At 41.8% G+C, this 18,993-nt stretch carries 20 protein-coding genes; 17 read left to right on the top strand and 3 right to left on the bottom strand.

Annotated features, from left to right (window positions below; translation table 11 throughout):
* Positions 1 to 148 precede the first annotated feature (148 nt).
* The gene (locus ACFO4R_RS03895; RefSeq protein ID WP_379787712.1) at positions 149 to 1,375 is read left to right on the top strand and encodes a CapA family protein; all 1,227 of its coding nucleotides are present in this window, start codon (positions 149 to 151) and stop codon (positions 1,373 to 1,375) included.
* Between the two features lie 67 nt (positions 1,376 to 1,442).
* Here ACFO4R_RS03895 and ACFO4R_RS03900 read toward each other — a convergent pair whose 3' ends face one another.
* Positions 1,443 to 1,847, bottom strand: a complete 405-nt coding sequence (locus ACFO4R_RS03900; RefSeq protein WP_379787714.1) for a S1 RNA-binding domain-containing protein — start codon at positions 1,845 to 1,847, stop codon at positions 1,443 to 1,445.
* 357 nt (positions 1,848 to 2,204) lie between these two features.
* Between ACFO4R_RS03900 and ACFO4R_RS03905 the strand changes: the two genes are divergently transcribed.
* The 10 genes from ACFO4R_RS03905 (at position 2,205) to ACFO4R_RS03950 (ending at position 10,007) form a co-directional block, all read left to right on the top strand.
* Complete coding sequence (locus tag ACFO4R_RS03905; RefSeq protein ID WP_379787716.1) at positions 2,205 to 2,594, top strand: hypothetical protein; 390 nt, start codon at positions 2,205 to 2,207, stop codon at positions 2,592 to 2,594.
* 120 nt (positions 2,595 to 2,714) lie between these two features.
* Positions 2,715 to 3,101 (top strand): LapA family protein, encoded by a 387-nt coding sequence (locus ACFO4R_RS03910; RefSeq protein WP_379787717.1) that lies wholly within the window; start codon positions 2,715 to 2,717, stop codon positions 3,099 to 3,101.
* Between the two features lie 19 nt (positions 3,102 to 3,120).
* Positions 3,121 to 4,083: a biotin--[acetyl-CoA-carboxylase] ligase gene (locus ACFO4R_RS03915; protein ID WP_379787718.1), complete on the top strand. Its 963-nt coding sequence runs from the start codon at positions 3,121 to 3,123 to the stop codon at positions 4,081 to 4,083.
* Between the two features lie 35 nt (positions 4,084 to 4,118).
* The gene (locus tag ACFO4R_RS03920) at positions 4,119 to 4,889 is read left to right on the top strand and encodes a type III pantothenate kinase (protein WP_379787719.1); all 771 of its coding nucleotides are present in this window, start codon (positions 4,119 to 4,121) and stop codon (positions 4,887 to 4,889) included.
* A gap of 64 nt (positions 4,890 to 4,953) precedes the next feature.
* The gene (dusB, locus tag ACFO4R_RS03925) at positions 4,954 to 5,937 is read left to right on the top strand and encodes a tRNA dihydrouridine synthase DusB (protein WP_379787720.1); all 984 of its coding nucleotides are present in this window, start codon (positions 4,954 to 4,956) and stop codon (positions 5,935 to 5,937) included.
* Between the two features lie 96 nt (positions 5,938 to 6,033).
* Positions 6,034 to 6,522, top strand: coding sequence for a transcription elongation factor GreA (gene greA, locus ACFO4R_RS03930; RefSeq protein WP_379787721.1), 489 nt, complete (start codon positions 6,034 to 6,036; stop codon positions 6,520 to 6,522).
* Positions 6,523 to 6,535: 13 nt separating this feature from the next.
* Positions 6,536 to 8,041, top strand: coding sequence for a lysine--tRNA ligase (lysS, locus tag ACFO4R_RS03935; protein WP_379787722.1), 1,506 nt, complete (start codon positions 6,536 to 6,538; stop codon positions 8,039 to 8,041).
* 302 nt (positions 8,042 to 8,343) lie between these two features.
* Positions 8,344 to 8,871, top strand: coding sequence for a GNAT family N-acetyltransferase (locus ACFO4R_RS03940; protein WP_379787723.1), 528 nt, complete (start codon positions 8,344 to 8,346; stop codon positions 8,869 to 8,871).
* Positions 8,872 to 9,207: 336 nt separating this feature from the next.
* On the top strand, positions 9,208 to 9,507 hold the full coding sequence (locus tag ACFO4R_RS03945) for a hypothetical protein (protein WP_379787724.1): 300 nt from the start codon (positions 9,208 to 9,210) through the stop codon (positions 9,505 to 9,507).
* Positions 9,508 to 9,647: 140 nt separating this feature from the next.
* A complete protein-coding gene (locus ACFO4R_RS03950) occupies positions 9,648 to 10,007 on the top strand; it encodes a DUF6054 family protein (protein WP_379787725.1) in 360 nt (119 codons plus the stop codon).
* 41 nt (positions 10,008 to 10,048) lie between these two features.
* On the opposite strand, the gene ACFO4R_RS03955 is transcribed toward ACFO4R_RS03950, so the two are convergent.
* Positions 10,049 to 10,933 carry a pirin family protein gene (locus ACFO4R_RS03955; protein WP_379787726.1) on the bottom strand — a complete coding sequence of 295 codons (885 nt, stop codon included), beginning with the start codon at positions 10,931 to 10,933 and terminating at the stop codon, positions 10,049 to 10,051.
* 471 nt (positions 10,934 to 11,404) lie between these two features.
* Positions 11,405 to 11,845 (bottom strand): MarR family winged helix-turn-helix transcriptional regulator, encoded by a 441-nt coding sequence (locus tag ACFO4R_RS03960; RefSeq protein ID WP_379787727.1) that lies wholly within the window; start codon positions 11,843 to 11,845, stop codon positions 11,405 to 11,407.
* An 833-nt stretch (positions 11,846 to 12,678) separates the two neighbouring features.
* Here ACFO4R_RS03960 and ACFO4R_RS03965 point away from each other — a divergent pair.
* The 6 genes from ACFO4R_RS03965 to ACFO4R_RS03990 all read left to right on the top strand — a co-directional run bounded on the left by ACFO4R_RS03965 (position 12,679) and on the right by ACFO4R_RS03990 (position 18,981).
* Positions 12,679 to 13,704, top strand: a complete 1,026-nt coding sequence (locus tag ACFO4R_RS03965) for an SIS domain-containing protein (protein ID WP_379787728.1) — start codon at positions 12,679 to 12,681, stop codon at positions 13,702 to 13,704.
* Between the two features lie 17 nt (positions 13,705 to 13,721).
* Positions 13,722 to 14,531: a PfkB family carbohydrate kinase gene (locus ACFO4R_RS03970; RefSeq protein ID WP_379787729.1), complete on the top strand. Its 810-nt coding sequence runs from the start codon at positions 13,722 to 13,724 to the stop codon at positions 14,529 to 14,531.
* A 23-nt stretch (positions 14,532 to 14,554) separates the two neighbouring features.
* Complete coding sequence (locus tag ACFO4R_RS03975) at positions 14,555 to 15,883, top strand: ABC transporter substrate-binding protein (RefSeq protein WP_379787730.1); 1,329 nt, start codon at positions 14,555 to 14,557, stop codon at positions 15,881 to 15,883.
* 196 nt (positions 15,884 to 16,079) lie between these two features.
* Positions 16,080 to 16,961, top strand: coding sequence for a carbohydrate ABC transporter permease (locus ACFO4R_RS03980; RefSeq protein ID WP_379787731.1), 882 nt, complete (start codon positions 16,080 to 16,082; stop codon positions 16,959 to 16,961).
* 12 nt (positions 16,962 to 16,973) lie between these two features.
* The gene (locus ACFO4R_RS03985; protein WP_379787732.1) at positions 16,974 to 17,804 is read left to right on the top strand and encodes a carbohydrate ABC transporter permease; all 831 of its coding nucleotides are present in this window, start codon (positions 16,974 to 16,976) and stop codon (positions 17,802 to 17,804) included.
* A 64-nt stretch (positions 17,805 to 17,868) separates the two neighbouring features.
* Positions 17,869 to 18,981: an ABC transporter ATP-binding protein gene (locus tag ACFO4R_RS03990; protein WP_379787733.1), complete on the top strand. Its 1,113-nt coding sequence runs from the start codon at positions 17,869 to 17,871 to the stop codon at positions 18,979 to 18,981.
* Positions 18,982 to 18,993: the final 12 nt, after the last annotated feature.

Below are 18,993 nucleotides of genomic sequence, written 5' to 3' on the forward strand. Positions count from 1 at the left end.
AATCACATCCCACCGGCGATGCCGACCCAATCCGATGTTCAAAATATTTTTTATTCATGAATAAGAAACTATGAAAAAGACACTGTATTTGGGAAATACGGTGTCTTTTTTCGAAAACATCGTATAGAAACAAAAGGAGGAGAAGGATTTGAAGAAGAGAGTCGCTGTTTTTTTGTTGGCAGCTTTACTAATCTTTGTTTCCGGTTGTACCACGGAAAGAAGAAGCCTTGTATCGGATGCGGCAAAGTCGAAAAATGTTTCTGCACAAGAACTTCCTTATGAACAAGATGTTGGTGATCCCAAGAATCAGAGCCGAGGAATGAGTGAAAAAGGAATTGAGGAAGATAAGAAGGCGGAGGATTGGGCAAACGAAAATCTTCCTCCGGAAGAGATTGAGGAAGAACAACTGAAAGAAGAGGTCAAAAAACCGGTTACCATAGATATTGTCATGATGGGAGATATCTGTTTTGGGAGCAACTTCGGCAAACAAAAGAAGTTTGATCGCATATTTCGAGAAAAAGGGAGTAGGTACTTTCTGGAAAAGATGGAGCCCTACCTTAGTCAGGCGGACCTCAGAATAGCAAACCTGGAGAATGTATTCACCGATGCGACTGCCTATCAGCCGGGAAAGAAATACACCTATAAGGCCTATTCCAAGGACTATATCAATGTGCTTACGGTCAACTCGATAGACTATGTAAATGTGGTCAACAACCATATGGGAGATTATCTGCAAAGGGGGTTTGACGATACATTGGGCTTGTTGGAAGAAAAAGGGATCAAATATTTCGGAACAAACTATTTCAACAGCTCCAATCCTGAGATGGGCAGTGTTAAAGTCGATAAAGTGGAAATTTTTGAAAAGGACGGATTTGTGATCGGATTGATGGGGCATATGGGATTCAATTCCTCCTACCCTTCGAGAGAAAGTGTTGCAAACAATATTAAGGAACTAAGAGAGGCGGGGGCGGATTTTATTATTTCTTCCCTGCACGGAGGAGGTCAAAACACGACGCAGCTGACATCCAAGCAGATAGAATTGGCACATATGATGATCGACGAAGGAGCGGATATGATCTACGGACATCATCCGCATATGCTTCAAAAGACAGAGATCTACAAGGGAAAGAAGATCTACTACAGCCTCGGCAACTTTTTGTTTATCGACTATTCGGCGGCAAAGCAACCGGAGTCCGTTATGGTAAGACTGAAGGTAACGAGAAGTGAAAGCGGTGAGATCACCACAGAGTACGAAGACATCCCCGTGTTATGGACAGGGACGGAAAGTACCAATATCTTCCGCCCCACGATCACGAATATCCCTAAGAGGGTGGAAAAAATCCGCAAAATCCTCTCGGGAGAACTCTCAATATAAGTTTTTTTTAAACGATAAAAGTAACGGTGCAAATATCTTTGAAGATCGTAACAGGACGATGAGAGGTCTATCGCTTTAATCTTTTGTTGATATCGGCATGTCGTTCGTTTGATTGACGAGTGAACTCTTTGAGCAGGTTTTCCAAGTGACTGTTCGTTTTTTCATTGTCTTGTGAAAAAGAAGGTTCCTGTTCAAATTTTTTTTGATTTTCAGCTCCCCGCTTTTCTTGAGGTTGAGCTTGCTTGATCGACAGTGAGATCTTATTTCCGTTGTCTTCAACGGTCAAGACCTTGACAGATACCTTATCTCCTACATTGATAACATCGGTAATCTCTTTAACATAAGAATTGGAAACTTGTGAGATATGGACCAAGCCTCTGATCCTTTCATCAAGCTGAATAAAAGCTCCGAAGGGTTTTATTTGAACAACTTTTCCTTCAATAATATCACCTACATTAATTTGAATCGCCATGAATACACTCCTCGACTATTAAGTAATTGTAAATAAGAATTTATACTATTTTCTTTTTAAATGGACAACTGTGCTCTAAGACCGGTCAAGCGGTTCGGACAGTAATGCCGTTTACACGGATGGCATTTTGATCGGATCATAGTATGAACACAACATAATTTACAGATAGATTATATCACACATTTGGAAGTAATCTATAATTTTTGTTAAGAAATATAAAAAAATAATCAATAATACTTTCCTCTATGATATAATAACTAGAACGGAGGGCGGTTATTTCAGGCAAAAGTTCCATTTTCTTTCGCTGCCGTCTATATGACAGAGAGATAAAAATAACAGAAAAGTGGGGAAATGAGTATGCAGGAATCCATTCTTATTATTTCGGATGAAGAATTGGAAGAACATCAACTTGAGGAATTGAAATTTCGTTACAATATCTATCATATTCTGGAAATTCCGGTCCAAATAGCGAAGTCGTGGATGAACATCAATCCGCTGGGAGAGTTTGATGTCAGTTATTTGCGAGAGATGAAGGAGTTTTTGACGGAGAAAAAAAGGGAGGGATGCAGGTATATCTACTTTAAGGGAGATAAGGGTGCGGAACATCATATGGTCTCTTATGCGATGAGCATAGGAATGGTTCCTTTGTATGCAACGACCTATGACTCCGCTTCTTCCAAGACAAGACAAGAAATGGAGAAACATCATATCTGTTTTCGAAAATATGTGGGTTTGGATACAAAGTAAAGAATACTGTACGGATTTAAAAAACAGATGTTTTTAAGGCGGGGCACAGAATATTCGATATAGAAGTTCTTGTCCTCTTATTGATATAGCATGATTTAAAAATTATAGGAGGAAGCAAAGATGAAAAATGTAAAGTTGATCCTTTTGATGGTTGCCATTATTATGGTTGCAGTATTTGCAGTCCAAAACTCGGCAGCGATATCGATCCGTTTCTTTACCCTTGCTTTTCATGTATCTCAGGCATTGATCATCATTATATCGACGATCGTGGGAGTTTTGATAGGTTTGGCGATCTCGGTCTTGAAGAATTTCCGTCAGAGCAGAGATATCAAGCAGGCAAAACAGGAGACGAATACAATGAATGTTCAGTTGGCAAATGCGGAGAAGGAGAACTCGGACCTAAAACTGGAGATGAGACATTTGCAGGATGAGATCGAAGTGTTGAAACAAGAGTTGAGGCAATATCAGGAACCGATACAAAAAGAGGAAGTGCAGGACTTTATATAGAAGGTCGGGGATGTGGATTATGAAGAGAAAGATCATTGATCATTTAGCATCAAAGCAGGGGGATTATATCTCGGGAGAGGATATCGCAGAGGTCCTCTCCATGACCCGTGCGAATGTTTGGAAGTACATCAAAGAACTGAGAAAACACGGATTTGATATCGAATCTGCGACAAATAAGGGGTATCGGTTGAATCGGGTGGCGAAATCTTTGAACGAAGACAGCCTTTATTATTATTTCCGGGATAATTCTTTCGTAAGAGAGAGTTGTTTTTTTGAGGAGATAGATTCTACCAATAATTACCTTAAGAGCAGGACAAATGAGCTTCCGGATAAGACTTTAGTGGTGGCAAAGAAGCAGATCAAGGGAAGAGGAAGACGTACCAAAGAGTTTGAAAGTGCTCCGGGAGGTCTTTATTTTTCGCTGTTGATCCAAAACGGGATGGATATGTCGGAGGTCTCCTTTGTGACCTCGATCGTTGCCGTTGCCGTCCATAAGGCGTTGAAGGAGTTTGGAGTGGAGACAAAGATCAAATGGCCCAACGATATCATCTTAAAGGGTCGCAAACTTTGCGGTATTTTGACGGAGATGGTTAGCGATATGGAGTTGAACCATCGACTCATTATAGGGATAGGCTTGAATTTGAAGAACCGTTTCTCGGAGGAACTTTCAAAGATCGCTGTTTCTTTGGAAGAAGAAGGTTACGAGGTCGAAGCGATCCCTCTTCTTCAAAAAGTAATAGAGTATCTGGAATACTTTTACGAAAAACTTCTTCGGGGGGAGAGGGACGAGGCCTTGTGTATTTTGAGAACGGAGTCCTATCTTATCGGGAAGAAGATCGGTTTTGAGTATAACCATGAACGCAAAGAAGGTATGGTAGAAGATGTGGAGGATGACGGAAGTTTGAGAGTGCTGACCTTAGACAGAGAGGTCATCCGCTTGGGATCGGGAGAGGTGTCCATCCTTAATATAGGACAAAATTGATATAGGATCACACAAGGGATGTATGGGAGGAAAATATGCTTTTAGTAGTGGATGTCGGAAATACGAATACGGTGTTCGGAGGTTATGAAAAAGATGAACTTGTCCTTAGTTTTCGGGTAGGTACAGATAAGCTTCGAACATCGGATGAATACGGGGCACTGATCAAAGATTTGATCGATATGAACGGATATTCTCTTTCGGAAGTAAAAAATGTCATTATTTCATCGGTTGTTCCGGATGTGATGCATGCTTTGGAGAGTTTTTCGGTTCGTTATTGTAAGTGTACGCCTATCATTGTGGGACCGGGAGTTAAGACGGGAGTCAACATTAAGTACGAAAATCCTCAGGAGGTCGGGGCGGACAGGATTGTCAATGCGGTAGCGGCCCTTCATAAGTATTCGGCTCCTCTGGTCATCATAGATTTCGGGACAGCGACCACTTTTTGTGCTATTAATGAAAATAAGGAGTATCTGGGCGGGGCGATTGCGCCCGGAGTTAAGATTTCAAGTGAAGCTTTGTTTGCAAGAGCGTCAAAGTTGCCCAAGGTTGAGATTATCGAACCCAAGACGGTGATCGGCAAGACAACGGTCTCGTCGATGCAGTCGGGGATCTTTTTCGGTTATGTGGGTTTGGTGGAACATATCGTCAAGATGATGAAGAGGGAAGTGGGCGAACACGCTACGGTAGTGGCTACAGGAGGTTTGGCCTCTTTGATATGTTCAGAGATGGATTTGGTCGATCATGTCGACAAAAATTTGACCTTGGAGGGCCTGAGACTGATTTATTTAAAGAATATCGGCAGATAGATGAGAAGATCAGGTTTTTGTAGTAGATATTTGGAAGAAAGTAGAAATTGAAAGAGGAAGTTTTTTGAAGATAGGGAATTATACAAGCAAGGGAAATGTTTTTTTGGCTCCTATGGCCGGAATCACGGATCTTCCGTTCCGTGTAATGTGCAAGAGGCATGGTGCTTCATTGGTATATACGGAGATGATCAATGCCAAGGCACTATGCTACGGGGATGAAACCACTTGGAAGATGTTACAGACTCACCCGGAAGAAGAGGATGTGGCTGTTCAGATCTTTGGAAATGAGAAGGAATTTATAGCGAAGGCGATCCGGATTCTGGAAGATTTGGATCGGTTTGTATTGATTGACATCAATATGGGGTGTCCGGCACCGAAAATCGTGAAAAACTTTGAGGGTTCGGCCTTGATGAAGGATCCGGCCTTGGCAGAAGAGATTATAACCGCAGCAAAGAAGGCTGCTGCCTTGCCGATTACGGTAAAGTTTCGAAAGGGTTGGGATGAGCGGTCTATTAACGCCTTGGAATTTGCAAAGATGGCACAGAGTGCAGGAGCCGATGCCGTGACCATCCACGGACGAACGCGTGAAGAGTATTATTCCGGACAAGCGGATTGGGAGATTATTAAAAAGATCAAGGAGATCTTGTCGATACCGGTAATAGGAAACGGTGATATTGTAAGTTATCAGTCTTATACCGAGAGGATGGATTTCTCCGGAGTGGATGCCGTAATGATCGGAAGGGGCGCCCAAGGGAATCCGTTTATCTTCGAGGAAGTACAAGCTAAAGGGAAGGCGAAGTCGGACAGATCCTATGAGTTAATCGAGAAGACGATAAGAGAACACTATGAGATGGAGATCTCTTACAAAGGAGAAGACAAGGCTGTAAAGGAGATGAGGAAGCATATCTGCTGGTACATCAAATCTCTTCCCATGGCTGCCAAGGTGAGAAATCAAGTAAATCAGATGACGGATAAGACCTCTGTACTTCAAGTCTTGGAGGAGTACTTTGATTATTTGAGAACCGATTCAAGAAAGCAAATGCTTTAAAATAAATTTATTCATCTAAATCAATTGAAAACTTTGTGCTTACACGTTACAATAAGTAAATACAACAAAAAAGTATAACTGGGAGGAAGAGGAAGAATGGGGCAAGAGATTATCAATAACGAAGAGGCGTTGATCACGCAATCGGGCTATGAGAAGATCGAAGAGGAGCTTGAGTTTCTAAAGGCGACAAAGAGATTGGAAGTGGCGGAGCGTATCAAGGTAGCGCTGTCTTTCGGTGATATTTCCGAGAATGCGGAATATGACGAGGCGAAGAATGAGCAGGCACAGTTGGAAGAGAGGATCTCCAAGCTTGAGAATATTTTGAGGACCGCTGTTATCGTCGATGAGAGCAAGTTGGACCACGATGTCGTGAACATCGGATCATGGGTCAAGATCGATTATGACGGAGATATTGAAGAATATACGGTGGTGGGTTCGGCGGAAGCGGATCCGTCTCATTCGAAGATCTCAAATGAAGCACCGATAGGGAGGGCTTTGATGGGAAGAAAGGTCGGAGAAGTTTTTGATGTGGAAGTGCCTAACGGGACAGCTTCCATTAAGATACTTGAAGTGAGAAGAGATTAGAGGAGGAATTGTCATGGAACAACATCCGTTGACCCGAAATGAATTTACAAGGATCAGACTTGAGAAGCTGAAAGCATTGCAGGAAAAAGGCAAGAACCCGTTCCTTCACGAAAAGTTTGATTTCACTCATCACAGTACGGACATCATCGACAAATTCGAGGAGCTTGAAGGAACGGATACGAAGATCGCAGGACGGATCATGTTGATCCGGGGACACGGAAAAGCTTCGTTTATCACGGTACAGGATAGTGAAGGCAGAATCCAAGTCTATGTTCGACAGGATGCGATCGGAGATGAGGCGTATGAAGATTTTGTTACCTATGATATAGGAGATATCGTCGGTATTTCGGGAAATATCTTTAAGACAAAGAAGGGAGAGATTTCGGTTAAGGCGAGCGAAGTGGTACTCTTATCAAAATCCCTTCATCCTCTCCCGGACAAGCATGCAGGCCTAAAGGATCCCGATTTGAGATATCGTCAGAGATATGTAGATCTGATTGTAAATCCGGAGGTAAAGCAGGCGTTTTTAATTCGAAATAAGGCGATCAAGGCTATGAGGGCCTACCTTGACGAACAAGGGTTTATCGAGATGGATACACCTATCTTGGGGACAATTGCGGGAGGAGCAAATGCTCGTCCGTTTGTCACGCATCATAATACTCTGGATATCGATATGTATCTGAGGATTGCAAATGAACTCTACTTAAAGAGGCTGATCGTAGGGGGGTTCGAAAAAGTCTATGAGATGGGAAGGATGTTCCGTAACGAAGGGATGTCCATCAAACACAATCCCGAATATACGGCAATGGAACTCTATTGGGCCTATGCGGACTATCAGGACATTATGCGAATTACCGAAAACATCGTAGCGAATATGGCACAGGTTGCGACCGGAAGTATGGTGGTCAACTACCAAGGAAAAGTCATTGATTTTACGCCTCCATGGAAGAGGATCTCGATGATCGATGCAGTCAAAGAGTATTCCGGCATCGATTTCAATAACATCGACACGGATGAAGAAGCTGTTGCGATTGCAAAGGAGAAAGGGATTGAACTGACTCCTGCGACAATGACAAGAGGACATATTATCAGCCTGATGTTTGAGGAATTCTGTGAAGAACACCTCCATGAACCTACCTTTGTTACAGGGCATCCGGTGGAGATTTCCCCTTTATCCAAGAGAAATCCGAAGGATCCGAGACTTACAAACAGATTCGAAGCCTTTGCAAACACTTGGGAGATCGCAAATGCCTTCTCAGAGCTCAACGATCCGATCGATCAAAGGGAGCGATTTGAAGCTCAGATGAAGCAGAAAGAACTTGGAGACGATGAGGCACATGAGATGGATGAAGACTTTTTAAATGCCATTGAAGTAGGCTTGCCGCCTACGGGAGGCCTTGGAATAGGAATAGACAGGGTAATCATGTTGTTGACTGATTCCGCATCGATTCGAGATGTCATCCCCTTTCCGACAATGAAGCCCATAGGCAAGAAGGATGAGGAAAATCAAGGCTTGTAGGATTTCGCAAATCAAAAAGACAACATTTTTGACACAAATAATACTTGATAGTAATAGGATAGTAAGTTCGTCGATGTTATAAAAATATATTTGTGATTTTATACTGAGAGAGTTAATTCCTAAATTTGGTGTAAATTTAAAAATATTACCTTTAGATTATAAGACCTATCATTCCCGAGTCCTGTGTTGAAAAATACTCATACAGATAATCAGGCAATTTAAACAGGCAATAGTGTTAGCAATTAGCAAAATAAATCTGAAGTTATGTATATAATGAAGCGCTTGGAGGTCTATGAAATTGTATGATTGATGAAATGAAAGGAAATAATATCATATTGCGTGAGCAAAAAATCGAAGATGTGAAATTCTTTACCTATTGGTATAATCAACCACAGGTCATGTTTCAATGTGGCTTTACGAAATCTACTGATGAAGAAACTGAGAAAGAGAGAATCACAATTGGTCATAAAAAGAAAGACTCAATATGGTATACAATTACAGATTTAGAGGGGAATATCATAGGTGAAACGGGATTATTGCGAATGTGGCCTGCCTGGAACTGTACTGATCTTTCGATTATCATACCTGATCCCAAAATGCAACAGAGAGGATATGGGACAGAGGCTATTAGCCTTATGTTGAACCTTGCTTTTGATCACTATGAAATGAATCGAGTCGCAATTGGTGTGGTAGGGCTGAATACCAACGCATTGAAATTCTATAGAAAAATTGGATTTAAGCAAGAAGGTATTCAAGAGCAAGGATATTACTATAACAACGAGTATAGTGACTTTATCATGATGAGGATCCTTCGCCATGAATGGCGATAAAATACAAATCCCGGTCTGTAGAGATAAGTAAATTGGAATCTCAAACTTCGCACATAAAAAAGTGAACAAAGCTTGAAATAGCAATAAAAATCAAAAATAAAACAGTATGAAACCTTCCTATCGGGAAATGGATAAGAGAAGTCTCGGATACAAGAGAAGGAAACGCTCTATGCAAAAAGCAACCGAAGTGATGCTTGAACTTCTTCGCATCTCCAAGTAGCCTTCATTCCTGCCAAGTACGTGCTGTTTGACCGTCGGTTTCCTTCTCAAAGCAGCCTTCATTCGGTCAAAGCCATCGGCTATATGATGGGATCGCCCGGTACGAAAGAGCTTAAGATGTTCTTTCGCTGCCAAGGACAAGATCTTCCTCTAACCAAGATCTATGAGCGCGACAAAAAGAGGAGAGGTCTGAGACGATACCTACTTTCTGTAGACATTGAGGTTGTCAAAGACGGAGAAGTTCTTCCTTCCAAAGTGTGTAAGAGTTTCTTAAAACTCGGCAAGGAATGTCGCTCTTTGTCTTACGAGGCCATGACCGCTCACACGGCGATTGTGTTTGTACGCTACATGATGCTTTTTCTTGAGAGGATTCAGATATCAGTGTTCCAATATGTTTGCAGGATAATCTGTGTGTGAAGTTTGAGATAAATCTCATCCTCACTTGGAACTCCCTCAGTCATTATACCGTTGATATTGTCGAAAGCTCAAACGTTTTTTTGCCAACGGAGTGAAAGGAACATGTGGATTGCAAGGAGGAATTGGAGGGAGAATGGATTATGGCAAAGTATGAAAGGTGCTTTCAAGGAAGGTTTGAAGAAGTATTGTTGTTTTGTGAGAAGGTCGTGATGGAAGGAAGCTTGAGTTCCAGTTTTGAAGATGGCAGCGATTTTGAATATGGAGGTACAAGAGTGGCGGTTCGGGTATACGAACGCTACAGTGCAATTGGCGGGAATCGAGTCAGTTTGAACCTCACGGTAGTAGGAAATGAACAAGCCATATGCGTATCCGCAATCACATCAGGAGGAAGCCAGGCAATGTTCTGGAAGATCAATACTTGGGGTGAGGAAGCTTTTTTGGAAACATTGTCTCAAAGCTTGGATGATTTTATTGAAAAGAATTCGGGAAACATCAGCTGATCGAAGTGTGGAAACATCCACACTTCAACCGGGTTTCCATCTTAGAAGTGAAGATCTCCAAAGACACCGTTTCTATAATCGAGATGGGCTTGAAGCAGTTCTTCTTCCGTGTTCATTACAAAGGGGCCACCGGCAACTACAGGTTCATTTAGAGGTTGACCGCTCAGGACAAAGACTTCGGAGTGTTCTTCAACACCTGTGATACAAAAAGCTTTTCCATTGTTTTCAAATAGTACGAAATCGGAAATTTTGGCAGGATTTACCTCATTGATCTTGACTTCTCCGGAAAGAACCAGCAGACCTGTGTTGAAGTCGGAAGGTTCTTGAAGGGTCAGGCTTCCTCCTTTTGCAAGGTCGATTTTGTAGATATTCATTGGAGAAAAAGTGGAAGCGGGGCCTCTTGTATTCATTACTTTTCCGGCGTAGACCGTCAGTTCCGCCTTACCATCTTCGGAGAAGTGTTTTCCCATTTGAGTTGCTTTAATCGCTTGGTATTTTGGTTCTGTCATTTTGTGTTCTTTAGGAAGGTTTACCCACAATTGGATCATATGCAGGACCCTGTCTTTTTTTGAAAATTCTTTTTCGTGGAACTCCTTGTGCAATATGCCCGAACCTGCAGTCATCCATTGGATATCTCCGGGTTCTATAATTCCTGTATTCCCTTTGTTGTCACCGTGTTCAATTTTTCCTGCGAAAGCGAAAGTGACGGTTTCAAATCCTCTGTGCGGATGAACTCCGACGCCTGTTTCAAAGGGAGTTGCCTTGAAAAAATAGGGCTCGTTGTAATCCATAAGGATAAAAGGAGAAAATCTTTCAAAAAAGTATTCCTTGTTTGAATTGGGGAAGTATTGCTTTACCCGAAAACCGTTTCCTACCCAGTGTGAGTGATCATTTTTAAAAATACGTTCAATCTTTCTGAAATTCATTAAAATCTCCTCTCTTCATTTTTTAATAAAATATTCTCGTAATATAAAAATATAGACAAAGACACCCCACCATTGAAGACATAGCCTAAAACCGGTTTTAAATAGATAACAAAATTATCGGAGACGTTTATGTTATAAAAGTGTCGTGACACGATGGAACACGTTCTATCTTTGAAGGGTGTTTCCCGATAGAATTGTTATTTTGGATAAAAAGAGATAGATATTGAAACCTGTGGTTACACTTCATACCTATTTCATACTACTATTCTCTTTGAGTTATGGATATCGACGAGAGGTGATCGGTTGGGGCTCAAACCAATGTTCGAGGTCGAAATACCACACACTTCTATCGGAGAACAATAGTAATTGATAGACGCGTACTTTGAACGATATGATCCTATGAATATTTTTCGAGAATAATATATTCTGTGTATCTGATATTCCAAATGGAGCATAGTCTTATATCTGTTTTCAAATCTTCTCTTTGGTGGAAAGTACAATTTGATAAACTTCCAGCAGGCTTTGGGTCAAAGCCTTTTTTTCTTTATTAGACACATCCTGAAACAGTTCAGACAACCGTTGTTTTTGTAAGGGATATACTTTTTTAATCAGCAGAAGTCCTTTTTCGGTTAAATCAATCATAGATATTCGTCTATCGGTCTCAGACTTTTTCCGCAAGACAAGACCTTCTTTTTCCAAGTTTTTAATTACGAGAGGAATGTTTCCGCTTGTTCCCAAAATCAGACGCTGTATATCTCCGACGCAAAGTGTTCCTTTGTGATAGAGGACTTCCAGTACTGCGAATTGGGTCGTCGTCAATCCGTTTGAAGAAAAAATCGTGTCCAAATCTCTAAATAGCAGGTTTCTCATGCGACTTATCGAAATTAAAAGTTTTTCTTCTGTAGTGCTCAATGCTTCTCCTCCTTTTTAACGGTGTGTAGCGTTGCTTGCAAGACTATTATACATCTAATTAGATGTATTGTCAAGGTTCTTTTTCAAAACAGAGAGAAACCGAACATCCGATTTAATAGGATGGTTCATTGATTTGCGGATAGCAGGGAGTTTTACTTCATAGAAAGAGGAGATGAATTTTTTAGTCACAGAACAGATACGATTGAACTTTTGTCGAAGAATAGTATAAACTCTTCATTTTATAGAGGATAAGAACCTTTTTGGTTCTGAAAGAACAAGCAGCATAAAAGTGAAACTTGAATAGCGTGAGTGATATAAGTTTGATAAGTTGTTCCGAACGAATGAAACATCGATATAATACCATTACTCCTTTGAATAATGGATATCAATGATTTGCAGTCCGTAGAAGAGAAAACGAATGTTCGTGGCAATAAAACGGATCTAACCATACTTCTATGGAAAAATCGTATTATCAAATGCATATTCGCCTTATGGATGGGGTTTCTGTTTTAAAAATGAAGTATTCGCTTCGTACTTTCCCTTCGTTGATGAGGATCTTTCATGTCCGGAATGAAGGAAAATATATGGTAAAAAATGACTAAATTGGTACGAAAAATATAAAATATATTGACATGATAAAGAATAAATGCTATCTTTTGAATAAAAGAGATCTCTATATCTTTACTCTTACATATTATTTTTTATAAAATATAGATCCGTATATCTTTTTTTAAGAGAAATACTCTTTTTATAAGATAGTATATTTGGGAGTAAAGCCGTATTTGTTTCAAATTGGTATATTTATTTTTAATATTCTTTTGAGAGGTGTTTGCGTGTTAGAACTGGATAAGAAAAAAGTGGATTTTTTGGTAACGGAGAATATGTCGCAAGAGGTCAACTATGTTTTGACGGACTTAGCACCTTATATGGATGAGCTGGTCGACCTTATGTGCAAGAGGGAGATTGAACGAGTCTACTTTGTCGCCTGCGGTTCTCCTCTCTGTGCTTGTCAGACGGCTCAAAAACTATTTGAAGAGTATTCCGATATTCCGTGCAAGTCTTACAGTGGAGCGGATTTTTTTGCCCATCCGCCCTTTGTTTTAAATGAGAGGACTTTGGTGGTAGGGATTTCTCAATCGGGTCAGACGGCAGAGGTTTGCGATTCCGTGAAATTGGCTCGAGAGCGGGGAGCCATGACGATTGCAGCTACGAAGTCAAAAGAGGGTAATCAGTTGGCGAAGGAGGCGGAGTTTGTCATCGCCTATGAGTCCGAGTGTATTTGGGAGATCCATCTGATGATCACCTATTATCTCTCTTTGTCATTCATTAAGACAAGACCTCACAAGGAGGATGTGGAGATTATTCTGGAGGATATGAAGAAGATTCCGGAAGTATTGAGCAGGTTGATGAAGGAAGTGGAGGAGGATTCCAAGCAAAAGGGGATGAAGGCCTCCGAGTGGAAGATGATATATACGGTATCTTCCGGACCTTTGCTTCCCTTGGCATACAAAGAAGGGATCATCACGATGCTCGAATTCACTTGGACTCACGGTTCGTTCATCGATGCGGCGGAGTTTAGACACGGACCTCTGGAAGTGGTGGAGGAAGGTGTGCCTTACGTCTTCTTCCTCGGAAACGATGCATCCAGAAGTATTATACAACGTACAATTAATTTTGTGAAAAAACTGAATGGTTCGTATATGGTCTTCGATATCAATGACTATGAGAAAAATCTACACCCGATGCTCTCTCCGATGATTTTATTTGTGCCTTTGGAGTACTTCTATTATTATCTTTCGGTGTCGAAGGATCATAACCCTGACGACAGAAGATATTATGGAGGTTTGGTAGAATATTAGAATGGAAGTGATTGAAGATGTCAAGATTACTGGGTTTGGGAGATAACGTCTTGGATAGATACATAGACAAGGCGTTGATGTATCCGGGAGGAAATGCTGTGAATGTTTCCGTAATGTGCAAGAGGTACGGGATCGACACTGCTTACTTAGGGGTGATCGGAAGCGATGAAGGAGGTGTTCATCTTCTTGACTGTCTGAAAAAAGAAAAGGTAGAGCTATCAAGGATACAGTTGAAAGAAGGGACGAACTCGTACTCCAACATCCGGCTGGTTGAGCATGACCGTATTTTTTCGGGAAGCGATATGACGATGTCGAACAGCATCTCTTTAGATGAGAAGGACCTGGAGTATATCGGAAGTTTTGATATTGTGCATACGGATATCTATTCCAATTTGGAAGGAAGGTTGAAAGACATAAAGAGAACGGGGGTAAAACTGTCCTTTGATTTTTCGGATGAATTTACAGAAGAATATTTGGATGAGGTTCTGCCCTATGTCGATTACGCGTTTCTTTCAGGGAGCAATTATTCGTCGCAAGAGGTTATGAAACTTTTGAAGGAGATCAAGAAAAAAGGTGTAGAGCTCGTTGTTGTTACAAAGGGTAAGGAAGGTGCGTTCTGTATTGCGCAAGACGAGTTTTTTCGTCAGGAAGTCATACCTATTGAGCCGGTAGATACTTTGGGTGCCGGAGACAGCTTTATTTCAAGAGTTTTGACAGGGATGTTAAAGAAGGAGGCTCCTCAGGTGTTTTTGAAAGAGGCTTCCAAGGAAGCGGCAAAAGCTTGTATGTGGGAAGGTGCCTTTGGATATGCAAAAAAGATGAAGTGAATAGAAGAAAGGATGGGGAGAGTATGAAGAGGAACATGAGGAGATTTATGGGAACTTTGTTGGTATTGGCAGTGGGGATAAGTATGTTCAGTGCTTGTTCCAAGTCTGGAGAAACGACCGTCGATGAGACGCAGTCGTCAGAAACTCAAGCGACCGATCAGGTGGAACTCAAGTTTTTGCACAAGTGGCCTCAAGAAGAGAACAACGCTTATTTCAAGGAAGTCGTAGCGGAATTTGAAAAGCAAAATCCCAATATCAAGATCGTAATGGAAGGAGTGGGAGAAGAGCCGATCAAGGATAAGCTCAGGATCCTTATGGGGACGGATGATCAGCCCGATATCTTCTTCTCTTGGAGCGGAGAATTTGCAAAAAAATTCATTCGTTCCGGAAACACCTTAGATCTGACACCGTATTTGGAAGCATCACCGGAATGGAAGGACAGTATTATGCAGGCCGGATTGGAACCTTTCTCGGATAACGGAAAAAATTACGGGATTCCGTTTCGTATCAACGGAAAGTTCTTCGTCTACAATAAAGAACTCTTTGAGAAGAACAATTTGAAGGTGCCTGAGACCTGGGCGGAGTTTATGAACAACTGTGAAGTACTCAAAAACAGCGGAGTCACTCCGATCGGTCTGGGAAATATCTATCCTTGGGCAGCCTGCCATTATATCACCGGCCTCAATCAAAAGATGGTCCCCGATGATGTAAGAAAGAAAGACTACCTCGCCGAAACGGGAGAATTTACGGATCCCGGATATGTAAAGGCTCTTGAAATGCTCAAGGAGATCAATGATAAGGGATATTTCAATGACGGGATCAACTCGGTTGAGCACAATATGTCTTTGGAGATGTATTATGCGGGTCAGGTTGCTATGACCTATATTGAGTTGGAAGAGTTTTTGGATGTAGAGGAAAAGCTTGGAGATAACTGGGGCTTCTTTGCCATGCCTCCTGTAGAAGAGGGAAGCGGAAACCAAAACTTCCTTACGGGAGCACCGGACGGATTTATGGTTTCTGCAAAGACGAAACATCCCGATGAGGCGGTGTTGTTCCTTCAGTTTTTGACCAACAAAGAAAACGCTGAAAAACTTGTATCTCAGTTGGGTTGGCCAAGTCCCATCAAAGGTGCGGTCAACGAAAACAACTCGATCTCAAAACTTGTAGAAGGATTGAAAGCGATCGAAGAGGCTGAAGGGATGGCACTTTGGTTGGATACCGATATCAATATCAAAATATCGGATGTATATCTTCCCGACTTGCAGGAACTGTTTAACGGAGATAAGACCCCGGAGCAGATCATGCAGGAAGTCCAACAGGTTGCAAATGAAGTGAAAAACGAAGTGAAATAGTATTTTTTCAGGTAATTCGGTAAGATCCGACTTGTCGAATTACCTGCCCTTTTATTGATACGACTCTCCGTTTGAAGTGTCAGGAGCAAGAGAATGATCCTTATTAAAAAACAATTTGACAGAGCATATATTTTTGGAGGATTTAACCTGTCGGTTTAAGCGGATGATAGGATGGAAAAGTAGAGGAGGAAGATGGATGAATCTTTATAGAAACAAGAAGATAGCATTCTTCTTTATGTTTCCCGCGTTGCTTATAATACTTGTTTTTATCTACTATCCCATTTTGGAAAACTTTATATACAGTCTTTATCGATGGAGCAGTTTCTCTTCACAAAAAGAATATATAGGTCTGGAAAATTACAGGAGGTTGTTTCAAGATCCCGTGTTCTATCAGGCACTCAAAAATAATCTTCTGTACTGTATTGTATCGATTATCTTCCAGGTCGGTTTGGGTCTTGTTATAGCAGCTGTTTTGGAAGAAAAGGGTTTTCGTAGATTTCAGCCGTTTTTTCGATCGATATACTTTATGCCCAGTGTCATTTCGATCACGGTCATAGGCCTTTTGTTTCAGTTGATCTACCACCCTACGATAGGCTTGTTGAACCAATCTTTGATTGCAGTAGGGCTGAAATCTCTGACAAGAGCCTGGATAGGGGAAAAGCAGACTGCGATGTATGCAGTCATTGCCGTTTCACAGTGGCAGTCGATAGGCTACATCATGCTGTTGTTTTTGGTTGCGATCCAAAAGATACCGGAAGGCATCTATGAATCCGCAGTGATAGACGGAGCCAACGGGTGGCAGAAGTTTTGGTATATCACGGTCCCGCAGGTAAGGGGAACCATCGTTTTATCGAGCATATTAACGATAATCGGAGGGTTCAAGGTCTTTGACGAAGTCTATGTTATGACGGCGGGAGGACCGGGACGTGCTACGGAAGTACTTGCATCGTTTCTGTACCGCTCGGGATTTCGAAATGACGAGATGGGTTACGCTTCTTCAATAGCCACCGTTATCTTTATCATTACGTTCCTGATAACCCTGCTTCAGTTAAAAACAACGGAAAAACAGGAAGGATAGGAGAGGATGTTCTTGAAGGATAGAAAAACAGGTTTGGGAAAGATGTTGGTTTTTTTACTGTTGAGTATCTATGCGATCATGATCATATATCCTTTGATTTGGATGGTCTTGAGCGGTTTCAAAGACAATCAGGGACTGTTCTTGAATACATGGGCATTGCCTGAGGAATATCTTTGGCAAAACTATGCTAAGGCATGGCGTAACGGGATCGGGAAGTATTTTTTCAACAGTGTTTATGTGACCTCGTGGTCAGTGGTACTTACCTTATTTATCAGCACCTGCTGTGCTTTTGCACTCAGCCGTCTTGAGTTTAAGGGGCAGAAGTTTCTTTTGATCTTCATTGTCGGAGGTCTGATGCTCTCTCCTCAAGTAAGTTTGGTTTCGCTCTACAAGATGTTACAGAAGCTACATATCTATAATACACACTGGGCATTGATTGTACCCTATGTAGCATATAGAATTCCGTTTACAACGTTTTTGATACGTTCTTACATGATATCTTTGCCCAGAGAAATTGAAGACTCGGCGTACATTGATGGTTGTTCGACTTGGAAGGTATTCGCAAAGATTATCGTTCCCATGTGCAAGCCGATTTTGGCTACGGCTTCGCTGTTTACCGCAATGTCATGTTGGAACGAGTTTATGTTTGCCTTGGTGTTTATCGAGAGCGATTCCTTGAGAACGATCCCTGTGGGAATGATGAACTTGAGAAGCAGTCTGAGCACCGAATGGACCGTGTTGTTGGCGGGATTGACCCTGTCGGTCTTACCGATGGTCCTTCTGTACTTGGTCTTTCAAAAGCAGTTTATTCGAGGGATCACTTCCGGAGGGGTCAAGGGGTAAAACGGGCTTTGCAATCGTATGACCAATGTTTGAAAAATAGAGTTCAGGCAGGAGGAGTTAAAAAGTGTCCAGTGTTCATTTAAATAAAGTAAAAAAGGTTTATCCCGGAAATGTGACGGCGGTAAAAGAATTCAGTATCGAGATAAAAGACAAGGAGTTCATTGTTCTTGTAGGTCCCTCAGGTTGCGGTAAAACGACCGTGCTCAGGATGATCGCGGGATTGGAAGAAGTGAGTTCGGGGGATCTGTACATCGAGGACAGAAGGGTAAACGATGTTCATCCCAAGGATAGAGATATTGCCATGGTCTTTCAAAACTATGCCCTCTATCCTCATATGAACATTTACGATAATATGGCCTTCGGACTTAAATTGAGGAAGTTGCCGAAGGAAGAGATCGACCGAAGGGTAAACGAGGCGGCGAAGATTTTGGAAATCGACCATCTTCTGAAGCGATATCCGAAGGCGCTTTCGGGCGGACAGAGGCAGAGGGTGGCTCTGGGAAGAGCGATTGTAAGAGAGCCCAGGGTGTTTTTGATGGATGAGCCTCTGTCCAACTTGGACGCCAAACTTAGGGTACAGATGAGAACGGAGATTTCAAAACTCCACCACAGGTTGAATACCACCTTCATCTATGTAACCCATGATCAAACTGAGGCAATGACGATGGGGAGTAGGATCGTCCTCATGAATGAGGGAGAGATCCAGCAGATCGATTCTCCAAGCGATATGTACGCACATCCCAAAAACGTTTTTGTGGCAAGATTTATAGGAAGCCCTCAAATGAATATATTTGAAGGAGAAGTAGTCGAGGGCAAGGACAGGGTGTTTATTTCCCTTGAGGATATGTCCGAGCTGGACCTTACAAGGGACAGGCAGGAGGCCTTGAAGAAGGGGAACTATATCGGACGTAAGGTGTATGTCGGTATTCGTCCCGAGAATCTTCATGAGTCTGAAGTCGATGACCTTACGGAGAACTTTTCCGTTCTGAAGGCAAAGGTCGATGTTATGGAGCTGATGGGATCGGAGACCCTCCTCTATATGCAGAAGTACGGTCAACAGCTCATTGCAAGAGTAGATCCGAAAACAAAGAAAAAAGTAGGCGATGAGGTCGAGTTGAAGGTGCATTGGAACAGGATTCATATCTTTGACCACGATACGGAACAAAATATTATTTAATACTATTATTCC

The organism is Filifactor villosus, assembly GCF_042652965.1.
GTDB lineage: Bacteria > Bacillota > Clostridia > Peptostreptococcales > Filifactoraceae > Filifactor > Filifactor villosus.

Bases quoted from the DNA above. Each gene is read 5' to 3' on its own strand.
- ACFO4R_RS03950 (WP_379787725.1), top strand. From the start codon at position 9,648: ATGGCAAAGTATGAAAGGTGCTTTCAAGGAAGGTTTGAAGAAGTATTG.
- ACFO4R_RS03980 (WP_379787731.1), top strand. From the start codon at position 16,080: ATGAATCTTTATAGAAACAAGAAGATAGCATTCTTCTTTATGTTTCCC.
- ACFO4R_RS03945 (WP_379787724.1), top strand. From the start codon at position 9,208: ATGTTCTTTCGCTGCCAAGGACAAGATCTTCCTCTAACCAAGATCTAT.
- ACFO4R_RS03940 (WP_379787723.1), top strand. From the start codon at position 8,344: ATGATTGATGAAATGAAAGGAAATAATATCATATTGCGTGAGCAAAAA.
- ACFO4R_RS03905 (WP_379787716.1), top strand. From the start codon at position 2,205: ATGCAGGAATCCATTCTTATTATTTCGGATGAAGAATTGGAAGAACAT.
- ACFO4R_RS03970 (WP_379787729.1), top strand. From the start codon at position 13,722: ATGTCAAGATTACTGGGTTTGGGAGATAACGTCTTGGATAGATACATA.
- ACFO4R_RS03910 (WP_379787717.1), top strand. From the start codon at position 2,715: ATGAAAAATGTAAAGTTGATCCTTTTGATGGTTGCCATTATTATGGTT.
- ACFO4R_RS03900 (WP_379787714.1), bottom strand. From the start codon at position 1,847: ATGGCGATTCAAATTAATGTAGGTGATATTATTGAAGGAAAAGTTGTT.
- lysS (WP_379787722.1), top strand. From the start codon at position 6,536: ATGGAACAACATCCGTTGACCCGAAATGAATTTACAAGGATCAGACTT.
- ACFO4R_RS03915 (WP_379787718.1), top strand. From the start codon at position 3,121: ATGAAGAGAAAGATCATTGATCATTTAGCATCAAAGCAGGGGGATTAT.
- ACFO4R_RS03920 (WP_379787719.1), top strand. From the start codon at position 4,119: ATGCTTTTAGTAGTGGATGTCGGAAATACGAATACGGTGTTCGGAGGT.
- ACFO4R_RS03955 (WP_379787726.1), bottom strand. From the start codon at position 10,933: ATGAATTTCAGAAAGATTGAACGTATTTTTAAAAATGATCACTCACAC.
- ACFO4R_RS03975 (WP_379787730.1), top strand. From the start codon at position 14,555: ATGAAGAGGAACATGAGGAGATTTATGGGAACTTTGTTGGTATTGGCA.
- greA (WP_379787721.1), top strand. From the start codon at position 6,034: ATGGGGCAAGAGATTATCAATAACGAAGAGGCGTTGATCACGCAATCG.